Raw genomic sequence first — 12,385 nt, forward strand, 5'->3', positions numbered from 1 at the left:
CCATCCCGAGCAGGAAATTGACAAGGTTACTACTCCCAAAGGCTGTACCATTGCAGGTTTAAATGAAATGGAACACCAGGGTTTCAGTTCTTCTTTAATAAAAGGAATTGCTACCAGTTATCATAAAATTGTAAAGGGATAATTTTTATAATCCTGTTCTGCGCTACTAGTTTTATTGAATCTTTTCCTGTGCATATTCATGCAACTATACTCAAATAAAAAAATTATCTCCTCTTTTTTTTATTTCCGGTTGTATTACTAAAATAACGGCTGCACAACAAAACACCTCTCCCGTAATTTATTTATGGTACTGCATTGTAGCTGGGTTTGAAAATAAAAAAGGATACACCGGAAAAAGCAAAAGACTATTGGGTAAAAAATATCAACAACCCTTTATTAACTGTTAAACCTTTTTAGCTTTAGACAAAATTTAAAGTACAGGAAAATTTACCGGGCTGCCCTGCGGTAAAGATACAGGGCAATAAAGCCAAATATAATATTGGGTACCCAGGCAGCAAGAAATGGAGTAAAGTTTCCCTTGGTTGCAAACACCAGCGAAAAGCGGCCAAATAAAATATATAATACACTCAGTATAACACCAACGGCCAGGTGAAACCCACTGCCGCCCCTAACTTTTCGGGAAGAAAGTGAGACACCAATCACAGTTAAAATAATGACCGATACAGGAATGGCATCCCGGTTATAACGCTCTACCAGCAAAGAATTGATGTCTTCAGAACCTCTTATCTTTTCCATCCTTATCATATGATCCAGTTCTGGTGTGGGCAGGCGGTCTTTTAAATATTCATCGCGGCGCAGATCAACAGGTTTAAAATTGTACCCAACCAGCAATGCGTCATTGTGCCTTATCTTTTCTTTATCGCCGTTAAACGTACGCTGAAGTACATTGGTCAACTTCCATTTTCGTGCAGCAGTATCCCACGAAATATTTTCACACCGCAGGTTGTAAACCATTTCATTTTTTTTAAACTCCTGTATAAAAAAATTAGATCCGGTTTTACTGGCAGTATCATAGCTGCGTAAACCTGCGTAGGTATTAGAATCCATGCGAAAATAAAAATTCTGCATAAAAGATTTATTTTCATTTCCTCCAAAATTAACATCCACATATTTTGCCTGAAAAACGCCCCATACCGTATTGGCCTTTGGTAACACAAACTGGTAGCCCAGCCATAATATAATGGCCAGTAAAAAACTTCCAATCCAGTAAGGAAGTAAAAAACGCCTGAAACTTACACCACTGCTAAGTATTGCAATTACTTCTGAGCGGTCGGCCATTTTTGCGGTGAAAAATATTACTGCAATAAAAACAAATAATGGAAATAACATGGCATCAATACGCGGAATAAAACCAAAATGATATTCTTTAATAATGGTCCATAACGATAAGCCCGATTTATGAAAGTCGTCTGTTTTTTCGCTGGTATCAATCACCACCACTATAACAGTAAATAGCAGGAGGCAAAAAACAAAGGTGGTTAAAAAATTTTTTAGTATGTACTTGTCTAACTTTTTCATTTTCGGTTGGCTGCAAAACTAACCTAAAACAGGCAGGCAGTAAAATGTGGATGGCAAAGTATTTGTGAAATTACAACGGGTAACCAGCAGGAGCAATTCAAAAAGCATGTAATTAGTAGCTACTACACAATAACTTCTCCCAGATAACAGTTAGTACCGGTGCGTAAGGCAGTTGTATTTCTTTGTGTATTTTTTATTGCATATTGCCAAAGAACGACTGACAAAAATAAATAAAGATCAACGGATGCATCACTCCAAAAAAATTAGCTTCTTCTGATTGAGATTTAATTCTTTATAATAGATGTATAATATTTTAAAAAAAATAACCGAATAAAAATATTCATCAAGTTATTAAATTGTTTCACTCTTTTATGAATAGTTCACTAACTTTCATTCTTTCTTAACCTAAATTAACATCTAATGAAGCATTTGTCCAAACTTGCTCTGTTGAGTACACTATTTTTATTTTTCACTGCCACAACTCTGTGGGCAGCATTTCCTACTGAAAAAGCCCCTGCCGATGCCATTGTACTAAATGCAGAAAATGGCATTAACAGCGACCTAATTGAAAAGCCTGCCACCAGTAAGGAATTGAAAAAACAACTTAAAACTGTAATGCATGAAAACTCCAGGTCGATGAGTGGTGGAGGAAAGAGCAAAATCGTTGCTGCCCTTCTGGCTATATTTTTAGGCAGTTTGGGCATTCACAGTTTTTACATGGGGCAAAAGCAAAAAGGTTTTGTGCAACTGGGAATTTTTGTAGCTGGCCTGGCATTGATGATTGCAGGTCTCGCTTCATTTGTTTCCGGCATGGGCCAGTCAATTCCTATACTGGCAATTGTAGGATACTTCTTGATCCTGGGAGTTAGCATTTGGGCGCTCGTAGATTTCGTCCGTATCCTTACAGGTGGCCTTTCTCCTGAAGAGGGCTTTGACGATTAAGTCTACCATATTTAATTAATATAAAAAAGAGGCTGCATTGCATGCCTCTTTTTTATACACAACCCTTTTATACAATCAAATTTAAGTATGAAAATTATAGTTGCGCTTTTTCTTTTTTTAATGTTTGCTAAACTTTCAAATGCCTCCGATACGCTGTACTTTGCAGGCAATATAAAGATTTCGAAAAACACCTCGTATAAATATTATCTGCGGTTTACCATAAACATCGAAAACAAGTTAAATGGTTATAGTCTCACGGACCCCGGCGGTCCAAATGAAACAAAAACAAAAATTTCTGGTTCATTTGATACTGTAAAAAAAACAATCAGTTTTCAGGAAAATAATGTTATAAGATCAAAGGTTGATTTAAAAAATAATGACTTATGTTTTGTTCATGCAACCCTTAACATAGCTGACAACAAGGTAGTTGAAACCTTGTCTGGCAAGTTTACCGGTTTTAAAATTGATAAAAATACTGCATGTGCAAATGGCCTGATAAATTTAATAAATACTGACAAAGCAACAGTGATCCTTAAAAAATGGGATGAGCAAGACAAGTTTCATGACAACTCAAAAAAAATTGCCCGGGAAAACAGTGGTAAATTAGTCACACTTTCAAATGAAAAAGGCAAGTCATTGTCCATTACAGGAAATACCGTAAAGCTTACTCTATGGGATAACGGGCAAATTGATGGCGACAAAATAGCCATTTTGTTAAATGGAAAATACATTTTAGAAGATTACACACTTACTGCGACCACAAAAGTGTTAGAAATTGCCCTTTCGGGCAATGCTGTTGATACCTTAAAAATTATAGCTTTAAATGAAGGCAGCATACCGCCCAATACCGCTGCGATAAAAATAGAGTCAGCTGTTGAACAATATCCTATTTTAACCAAGGCTATAGTTAACGAAGTGAGAACAATTTATTTAACAAAAAAGAAACCTTAATAAAAATTCACAAAGATTAATTATCAACTTTAAAGTGATAGTTGATAATTTTATCGAGTATCAAAGCATCCGATTCTATTGGAAAATAATGCAAGCCTACTCAATTATTTTAACCTCAGTACGCCGGTTTAAAGCCCTGCCTTCCGCAGTATCATTTTCGGCAATGGGCACCGTTATACCATACCCTTTGAAAGTTACCCTTTCTGGTGCAATCCCTTTTGTTAAAAGATAGGTCCTCACTGTGTTTGCCCTGTTGGTAGATAAAATCATATTTGCTTCCGGCTTACCTACATTGTCTGTATGTCCACCCACTTCTATTTTTTCATCTTCTTTTCTTTTCAGGTATTCCACCAGTTCATCCACAACTTTATAGGCCTCAGGTTGCAAGGTTGCTTTGCCTGTTTCAAACGTACAATTATCCAGCACAAAAGATTTGGGAGCTTCAAACTGAATATCCACATTAAAAGGATTTTTATAATACTGGTTATCTTTTAATGCAGGTATGTCCAGCACATTGTAACTGGTACTATCATGAAAGCCCAGGATATAAATATCATACTTGGTACCATTGGGCAACCTTACCGTAAATTTTCCGGTAGAATCTGACAAACCCTGAAATTCGGTACCATTGGCCCGGCTTTTAAAAACCACAATTTCGTTGCTTAGCAGGTTTCCACTTTTAGCATCAGCAATGCTGACATTTACCGGCGCATCTTTCGGTAAATTCATTGGGGCCGCCGGGCTAGACTGTGCAAATATTGCAACAGGCATTATTAAAGCCATCAATAAATAAAAATATTGCTTCGGCATATTGAATTGGTTTTTAATTATATTTTAAAGATAAATTTAAAATATACGATGCCCAAAATTCAATTATTGTGTAGCGGGTAATATTTTTTAGAGTGGTTTCATTTTTTGTCCGGGCCAACAAGCTATGGGCAGCATGGTTGCATCGCCCTCTTATACCGCATACCAATGATGAACTTTTACCGAAGCGAAAGGGCGTTTTCTACTTTACAATCTTTGTTGCAACTGCAAAACAATGGCTTCTTTCCAGCTTTTAAAATCTCCTGCTGCAATATGTGAACGGGCCTCTGCCACCAGCCACAGATAAAAAGCCAGGTTATGAACACTGGCAATTGTAAGACCCAGGTATTCTTTTGATTTCATTAAATGCCTTAAATAACTCTTGCTGTAGTAACTGCTCATTTCACAATCAATACCGTCATCAATGGGCGAAAAATCTTTTTCCCACTTTTTATTATCAATATTAATAACACCTTTACTGGTAAACAACATGGCGTTGCGGCCGTTGCGGGTGGGCATTACACAATCAAACATATCAACTCCCACCGCAATGCATTCTAATATATTCCAGGGTGTACCAACACCCATCAGATAACGTGGTTTATGCACCGGTAAAATATCACAACAATGTTCCGTAAAATCGTACATCATTTCCATTGGTTCGCCTACGCTTAATCCGCCAATAGCATTGCCGGTTGCATTTTGCGAAGCCACAAACTGGGCCGATGCAGTGCGTAAATCTTTATAGGTACTACCCTGTATAATTGGAAATAAATTCTGCGTATATCCGTATCTGTCAGGCGTTTCATTAAAACGGGTAAAACATCTCTGCAGCCAGCGGTGGGTTAACTCCATACTTGTTTTTGCATACCCATACTCGCTGGGGTATGGCGGGCATTCATCAAAGGCCATAATGATATCACCACCGATGATGCGCTGGATGTCCATTACTTTTTCCGGACTAAACATATGCTTACTGCCATCAATATGGCTTTGAAAAAGGGCACCTTCTTCAGTCAATTTCCTGTTATTAGCCAATGAAAAAACCTGGTAGCCGCCGCTGTCGGTTAACATGGGTTTGTTCCATGCATTAAACTGGTGCAATCCGCCTGCAGCTTCTAAAACATCCAAACCCGGCCGTAAATATAAATGGTACGTATTGCCCAGGATGATCTGTGCTTTTACATCCTTTATCAATTGCTGTTGTGTTACTGCTTTTACGCTGCCGGCAGTACCAACAGGCATAAATACAGGTGTTAAAATTTCACCATGATCTGTAGCTATTTTTCCTGTTCTTGCTTTTGTTGCGGTATCTGTGTGCTGAAGTTCAAATGTTAGTGCTGCCATAAAAAAACCGCTTCCAGTTATAAGAAGACTTTCAAAATTATTGCATTAGTACATTAAAACGCCTGTTGATCAGCGCTTCTATTTATTACCTCAAAATATTTTACTACTGCTGCATGTAATGCGCACATACTTAAATTTTATGGCATTGTACAGCAAATGGGTCAGCAAATGAATCTTAGGCCAACGAATTTATAAAGTTATCAAACCCATACATAAAAAGTGGCCTGTTTTTTACCTGATGCAATTATCGCTTGCTGATAAAAACACCTGATAAGTTTTATAACAATCCGCAATTTATAAACAAGCTGATTCATTTTTGGTGCAAACAGGCAACCGTATAAAAAATTACCTCTTAGCAGGAATCAACATTTTTATCGTAAAACTTTTATTAAAAACAGCCCCTTAAAAATAACTCAGATTAGTTTTAGGCGTTAGGGTCAGCAATGTTTCATACATCAGTTTGATGGTATTTTCTATATCACTTTTGTGCAGCATTTCTACCGTGGTATGCATATAACGCAGCGGCATAGAAATGAGTACACTTGGGCATCCATCATTGGCATAGGCAAACGCATCGGTATCAGTACCCGTGCTTCTGCTTACGGTGTGCAACTGAACAGGTATCTTATTTTTAGCAGCTACCTCCTGCACTACATCCAATAATTTATTGTGCACAGCGGGCCCAAAAGTTAACGATGGCCCCTTACCACAAACTGTATCGCCCTGGATAATTTTGCTGATCATTGGCGTAGAAGTATCATGCGTTACATCGGTAATGATGGCTATATTGGGCTTAATTCTGCGGGCAATCATTTCGGCACCACGCAAGCCAATTTCTTCCTGTACCGCATTTACAATGTATAAACCAAAGGGTAATTTCTTTTTATTTTGCTGCAGCAGGCGGGCAACTTCGGCAATCATAAAACCGCCAATGCGGTTATCAAACGCACGGCCTATCAGGTAATCGTACGCAAGCTCTTCGTAGCCGGCTTCATAGGTTGCTACAGCGCCAATATGAATTCCAAGATCTTCCACTTCCTTTTTGTTACGTGCCCCGCAATCTAAAAATAAATTATCCACTTTGGGTTGAGGTTCCTTGTTATCGCCGCTTGCCATTCTTGTATGTATTGCCGGCCATCCAAACACCGCTTTTACTGCACCCTTTTTGCCATGTACCAATACCCGCATGGATGGAGCTATCTGGTGATCTACACCTCCGTTGCGTTTGAGGTAAATAAATCCTTCGGGAGAAATATAATTTACAAACCAGCTTATTTCATCTGCATGCGCTTCTATCACTACTTTAAACGCAGCCGTTGGGTTAATAACTGCCACTGCAGTGCCATAAGAATCTGTAAAAAAAGTGTCTGTATAAGGCTTTACATATTCAAGCCATAATTTTTGGCCGCAACTTTCAAAACCTGTAGGAGAAGGATTGTTGATATAATTTTTAAGGAACGTATATGACTGATCCGTTAAAATGCTTTTTGCTGCTTTTACTTTTTTTTTTGCCATGAAAATTAATTTTTACAAATTAACTAAATCCCCGGCATATAAAGCAGGTGCAGCATCAAAAATATCTGCACATGATGGTTATACAAAAATGAAGTAATCAATTAAAAGGAATTTTCTGTAATTGTTACACCACAATTTCCTATTGTTTCATTATAACAATAGTTTCTGAACGAACCGTATCGCTGTGGTGTTTAGTTTTATCCGTTATAGAAAAACGATAATAACAGGTGTCGTTAAAATCACATTTTGGTTCACCAATTGATGGATAGCCATCTACACGATAGCCGAATGAAACCAGGAGGTCATCGCTTTTGCTATTGAGTTTTACAATTGCATCGCCCAGGTAAAATCTTTCGGTAGTGTTACTTTGGCTGCAAGAAGGATTAATTTTTTGAATAAAAATGGAATCAAGATTTCCTTCCTTGTCAGTAAAAGAAAGGGTAAATTTTATTACCTGGCCGGAAAACAAAACTTTTGTATTTACTGATTTATAAATTAAAGATGGTGTTGAAGAAAAAGAATCCTTTTTACAACCTAAAAAAATAAAACAAACAAGGGCAATTAAAATAGTGTTACGCATCTTTGTAAATTATACTTCAAAATTAATGATTGAAATTGAATAGTTCCATTAAAAATATAACTTTATCAAATAATTTAGCTTCCGTAAATGAAGCAAATTTTGTTACTACAGCACTGGATTTTTTTCAATATCAATACCAGCACAACCAGGTATATCAGCAATATTGCCAGGCTTTACACATTCACCCTTCCACCATAAATAACATAAAAAATATTCCTTTTTTACCCATTGCATTTTTTAAAACGCAAACCATTGCGACTACCGGTTTTGAACCTGCCATCATTTTTGAAAGCAGTGGTACTACACAAACCATCAACAGCAAACACCTGGTAAAAGATATAGGTTTGTATGAGGCAAGTTTTAATGCAGCCTTCCGGTTGTTTTATGGTGAACCGGCAAATTGGTGCATCATTGCATTACTACCCTCTTATTTAGAAAGAAATAATTCTTCGCTGGTGATGATGGCAGATAAACTTATTGAACAAAGCGGGCACCGGCAAAGTGGTTTTTACTTAAATGAACCGGAGAAACTTCACCAAACCCTGCAACAACTGGAAAATCAACAGCAAAAAACGTTGTTAATTGGCGTAACCTTTGCCCTGCTTGATTTTGCAGAACAATACCCTATACCGTTAAGCTACACAACTATTATGGAAACGGGTGGCATGAAGGGCCGCAGGGAAGAAATAACCCGGCAGGAAGTACACGGTATTTTACGCCATGGTTTTACCGTAAATAAAATTCATTCAGAATATGGAATGACCGAACTACTTAGCCAGGCATACTCTGCCGGCGATGGCATTTTTAAATGTCCGCCATGGATGAAAGTTTTGGTAAGAGAAGAAGATGATCCGTTATCGTGCCTGGTGGCTGACAAAAATAACATCGTCAGCGGTGCGCTCAATGTGATTGACCTCGCTAATATTTACAGTTGCAGTTTTATTGCCACTGATGATGCTGCAAAATTGCACCCTGATGAAAGTTTTGAAATTTTAGGCAGATTAGATAATGCTGATATCAGGGGATGTAGTTTACTTTCTTTATAAAAGGGCTGAAAGCCAGGAGCTTTTATTTCGGAGTTGGCAGGTTATAATTGACAGCAGTGCCTGGATAAAGTGCATGCTGCCTTTTGCTTTCTGCCTTCGGCTTTTTACTATAAGTCTTATCTTTATACCTTATCAATCTAAATAAATAAATATGGATTCAACAACAAAACCTTCGCAAACTATCATTGTTATTTTTGGAGCTGCCGGCGATCTTGCCTGGCGTAAATTATTGCCCGCTATTTATAATTTGTATTTAGATAACTGGCTGCCCGAAAATTTTTTAGTGCTGGGGCTGGATATTAAAACCATGAGTCTGCCGGAGTTTCAGTTGCATGTGCACGATGGCATTAACAAATTCAGCCGCAGTGGTAAAACAAAGAAAAAAGACTGGCAGACTTTTGAAAATTGCCTCCTTTATAAAAAGGCAGATTTTAAAGCCGCATCTACCTATAGTTTTATTGATAAACAAATAAAACAAACAGAAAAATTATGGAATGGCACAAGTAACCGCATATTTTACATGGCCGTATCACCGTCTTTTATAGAAACCATCGTTACCAGTATTGGCAATGCAGGATTGGCTGCTGATAAGATGTGCAGCCGTATTGTGGCAGAAAAACCTTTTGGGCAGGACCTTAACAGTGCCCGCCACCTGAACAAAATTTTATGTACTACGTTTGACGAATCGCAGATTTACCGCATTGATCATTTTCTGGGTAAAGAAACCGTGCAAAATATACTTGCCTTCCGTTTTGCCAATGCGCTGTTTGAACCCATCTGGAACCGTAATTACATTGACCATGTACAAATAACCGTAGCCGAGCAACTGGGTGTAGAAAACCGTGGCGGTTATTTTGATCATGCCGGCGCATTAAGGGACATGATACAGAATCACCTGCTGCAATTGCTTTGTTTAATTTCGATGGAACCCCCGGTTAGTTTTGATGCAGATGAAATACGAAACCGCAAAACAGATGTGTTGCACGCCATAAGAGATATTGAGCAACATGATGTACACAAATATGCTATTCGTGGCCAGTACAATGATGGATGGATAGAAGGAAAAAAAGTAAAGGCTTATCGCGATGAACCCGGTGTAAATAAAGACTCCAACACCGAAACTTTTGCAGCCATGAAATTATATGTTGATAACTGGCGCTGGCAGGGTGTGCCGTTTTATGTACGCAGCGGCAAACGGATGAATGAAGCCCGGAGTTACATTACCATCCACTTTAAACCGGTGCCCCATAAATCTTTTCCGTCAGAAGCAACCGGTAACTGGCAACCCAACACCATCACCATGAACATTCAGCCAAGAATGACTATCTCGCTGAATTTTCAGGCTAAGCGGCCCGGACTGCAAATGTTGCTAAACCCCGTAAACATGTTATTTGATTATGACGAAAGTTACAAAACCGGAACACCTGAAGCGTATGAAACCTTGCTGCTGGATGTGATGCAGGGCGACACCACTTTATTTATGCGTGCCGACCAGGTGGAAGCAGCCTGGGATATCATTATGCCGGTATTGAGCGCCTGGCAGGAAGATATTCCATTAAATTTCCCCAACTACCCCGCAGGCATGCAGGGCCCCGAAGGATCGGATATATTTTAGGATGCCAGATGTTGAGCTGGTGGATGTTTTAATGGCTGATTAAAGTTCATACTAAAAGACTACCTGAGTTTAAAAAACTTTGGTAGTCGAAAGAGTTACTAATTTTTTAATGCCTGATTAACTGCTCTTCAGCGCCTGCAGAATATCTTCCAGAATATCATCCACATACTCCAGCCCAACAGAAATGCGAATAAGGCCTGGCGTTATATTTACGGCTTGCCGTTCTGCTTCACTTAGTTTGGCGTGGGTAGTACTTGCCGGATGAGAAGCAATGCTTCTTGTATCACCAAGGTTGGCTGTTAAGCTCAGCATTTTTAAATGATTTAAAAATTTGCGGCCACTTTCCAGCCCTCCTTTTAAATTGAAGGAGATTAAACCTCCTCCGTTTTTCATTTGTTTTACTGCAATGGCATGTTGCGGATGACTGGGTAAAAAAGGATATTTTATCCAGCTTATTTTTTCATGTCCCTCTAAGGTCTGCGCAATTTTTAAGGCATTGGCTGCATGGCGTTCCATGCGCACATCCAGGGTTTCAAGGCTTTTACTAAGTATCCATGCATTAAAGGGCGACAATGCAGGACCGGTACTTCTGCAAAATAAATACAGCTCATGAATCAGCTCTTTTTTACCTACCACTACTCCGCCTAAAACACGTCCCTGACCATCCAGCCATTTGGTGGCAGAATGTATTACCAGGTCGGCACCAAAAGCAATGGGTGTTTGGCAAACGGGGGAAGCAAAGCAATTGTCTACATTAAATATAATGTGGTGCTTTTTACAAAGTTTACCCACCAGTTCAAGGTCAATAATATCGAGTCCCGGGTTGGTAGGTGTTTCCAGGTAAATCATTTTGGTATTGGGCCGGATGGCTGCTTCCCATGCTTCCGGTTCATTGGCTGCCACATAGCTAACTTCAATACCAAATTTGGGCAGGTATTTATTGAGCACGGTAACCGTACTGCCAAACACCGAACTGCAGGCGAGTATATGATCGCCGCTTTTTAAAAAGGTCATAAAAGATGCAAACACTGCTGCCATTCCGGAGGCGGTGGCAAAGCCAGCTTCGGCACCTTCCAACGCTACCATTTTATCAATAAACTCTGTATTGTTGGGGTTGCTGAACCTGCTGTAAATATTGGCATCGGTTTCGTCCGCAAATGCGGCCCGCATTTCTTCTGCATCGTTGTAGCAAAAGCTACTGGTTAAAAACATCGGTGTGGCGTGCTCCATCTGGCTGCTGCGTTCTGTTTGTATGCGGATGGCTTTTGTAATGGGATTCATTTTTTTAGTTTTTATTTTCCTTTCTATTTTCGTTTTCGTGCTCAATATTTTTCTGAACACTAAAGCTTCATATCTTCAAAGAATTGGGTTATAGTAATAATTTTAGTTTTTCCAAGCTTTTGCAGAATCAGCAAATCTTTATCATCCGTTAAGAGAAAATTTGCTCTGCCATCTTTTGCAAGGCTTAACAAAAGTTGTCTTTGTTATCGCGACAAATAAAAACGGCACTCTTAACTTCTATAAGATCAATAAATGCTTCTAAATTTATGAGCATTTCTACAATTGCCCCAGCGCCGAAATAAGGTTTAAGTCTGGCATACGTTGATACCCTGGATAATTCATCTATGAGCTCAGTGCTAAAGAGAATTCTACCTTTTCAATAGACAACAAACGGTCTAATTTTCGTTGCTTATCGGAAATAAGAAAACTAACCCACAAATTAGTATCAATAATAAGTTTTGACGGAGCTTTATTTTTTGGCATACCTTACTGATCTTACCTTTTCAACAATGTTGGTTATCTCTTTAAGGTTTGGCGCTTTAGGAGAATTTCGTCTCATTTTTTTTAGATAGATCTTTAATCTCGAAGCCGGCTCTTCGCTTACTTTTATTAAATTCAGCTCTTGCATACCTTTTATAAGTTTTAAAGCTTTGGGATTCAATATTTCAATTTTCAATGCCTCCATGGTCAAATTTACTGAATTTTACCTGCAGTTATTTTTTAAAAAAAATGCAGTTTTATCAGGCACTTTTTTTTGGAGTA

Annotated in this window: 13 protein-coding genes; 5 read left to right on the top strand and 8 right to left on the bottom strand. The window is 38.6% G+C overall.

The features are described from left to right. The coding region (locus tag H7254_RS08330) for a pyrroline-5-carboxylate reductase (protein WP_301932542.1) at positions 1–142 on the top strand (142 nt) is incomplete at its 5' end. 305 nt (positions 143–447) lie between these two features. Here the strand turns inward: H7254_RS08330 and H7254_RS08335 are convergent. Then, a complete protein-coding gene (locus H7254_RS08335) occupies positions 448–1,539 on the bottom strand; it encodes an LptF/LptG family permease (protein WP_301932531.1) in 1,092 nt (363 codons plus the stop codon). 447 nt (positions 1,540–1,986) lie between these two features. Here H7254_RS08335 and H7254_RS08340 point away from each other — a divergent pair, with 447 nt between their 5' ends. Further along, entirely contained in the window at positions 1,987–2,481 is a 495-nt protein-coding gene (locus H7254_RS08340) for a TM2 domain-containing protein (RefSeq protein ID WP_301932532.1), read from the top strand. A gap of 87 nt (positions 2,482–2,568) precedes the next feature. Further along, a complete protein-coding gene (locus H7254_RS08345; protein WP_301932533.1) occupies positions 2,569–3,432 on the top strand; it encodes a hypothetical protein in 864 nt (287 codons plus the stop codon). 96 nt (positions 3,433–3,528) lie between these two features. Here the strand turns inward: H7254_RS08345 and H7254_RS08350 are convergent, their stop codons facing one another. The 4 genes from H7254_RS08350 to H7254_RS08365 all read right to left on the bottom strand — a co-directional run bounded on the left by H7254_RS08350 (position 3,529) and on the right by H7254_RS08365 (position 7,681). Next, positions 3,529–4,242, bottom strand: a complete 714-nt coding sequence (locus tag H7254_RS08350; protein WP_301932534.1) for an OmpA family protein — start codon at positions 4,240–4,242, stop codon at positions 3,529–3,531. 204 nt (positions 4,243–4,446) lie between these two features. Next, a complete protein-coding gene (gene tgt / locus H7254_RS08355) occupies positions 4,447–5,586 on the bottom strand; it encodes a tRNA guanosine(34) transglycosylase Tgt (protein ID WP_301932535.1) in 1,140 nt (379 codons plus the stop codon). Positions 5,587–5,988: 402 nt separating this feature from the next. Next, positions 5,989–7,101 (bottom strand): M42 family metallopeptidase, encoded by a 1,113-nt coding sequence (locus H7254_RS08360; RefSeq protein ID WP_301932536.1) that lies wholly within the window; start codon positions 7,099–7,101, stop codon positions 5,989–5,991. 139 nt (positions 7,102–7,240) lie between these two features. Beyond that, positions 7,241–7,681, bottom strand: coding sequence for a hypothetical protein (locus H7254_RS08365; RefSeq protein WP_301932537.1), 441 nt, complete (start codon positions 7,679–7,681; stop codon positions 7,241–7,243). Between the two features lie 35 nt (positions 7,682–7,716). On the opposite strand from H7254_RS08365, the gene H7254_RS08370 reads away from it, so the two are divergent. Together H7254_RS08370 and zwf are read left to right on the top strand one after the other, a co-directional pair. Next, a complete protein-coding gene (locus tag H7254_RS08370) occupies positions 7,717–8,727 on the top strand; it encodes an acyl transferase (protein WP_301932538.1) in 1,011 nt (336 codons plus the stop codon). Positions 8,728–8,878: 151 nt separating this feature from the next. After that, positions 8,879–10,342, top strand: a complete 1,464-nt coding sequence (zwf, locus tag H7254_RS08375; protein WP_301932539.1) for a glucose-6-phosphate dehydrogenase — start codon at positions 8,879–8,881, stop codon at positions 10,340–10,342. 117 nt (positions 10,343–10,459) lie between these two features. On the opposite strand, the gene H7254_RS08380 is transcribed toward zwf, so the two are convergent. The 3 genes from H7254_RS08380 to H7254_RS08385 all read right to left on the bottom strand — a co-directional run bounded on the left by H7254_RS08380 (position 10,460) and on the right by H7254_RS08385 (position 12,308). Then, on the bottom strand, positions 10,460–11,623 hold the full coding sequence (locus H7254_RS08380) for a PLP-dependent aspartate aminotransferase family protein (protein WP_301932540.1): 1,164 nt from the start codon (positions 11,621–11,623) through the stop codon (positions 10,460–10,462). Positions 11,624–11,807: 184 nt separating this feature from the next. Next, a complete protein-coding gene (locus H7254_RS21455; protein ID WP_367875428.1) occupies positions 11,808–11,990 on the bottom strand; it encodes a putative toxin-antitoxin system toxin component, PIN family in 183 nt (60 codons plus the stop codon). A 102-nt stretch (positions 11,991–12,092) separates the two neighbouring features. After that, entirely contained in the window at positions 12,093–12,308 is a 216-nt protein-coding gene (locus H7254_RS08385; RefSeq protein WP_301932541.1) for a hypothetical protein, read from the bottom strand. Positions 12,309–12,385: the final 77 nt, after the last annotated feature.

The sequence above is a fragment of the Ferruginibacter sp. genome, assembly GCF_014377975.1.
Classification (GTDB): domain Bacteria; phylum Bacteroidota; class Bacteroidia; order Chitinophagales; family Chitinophagaceae; genus Ferruginibacter.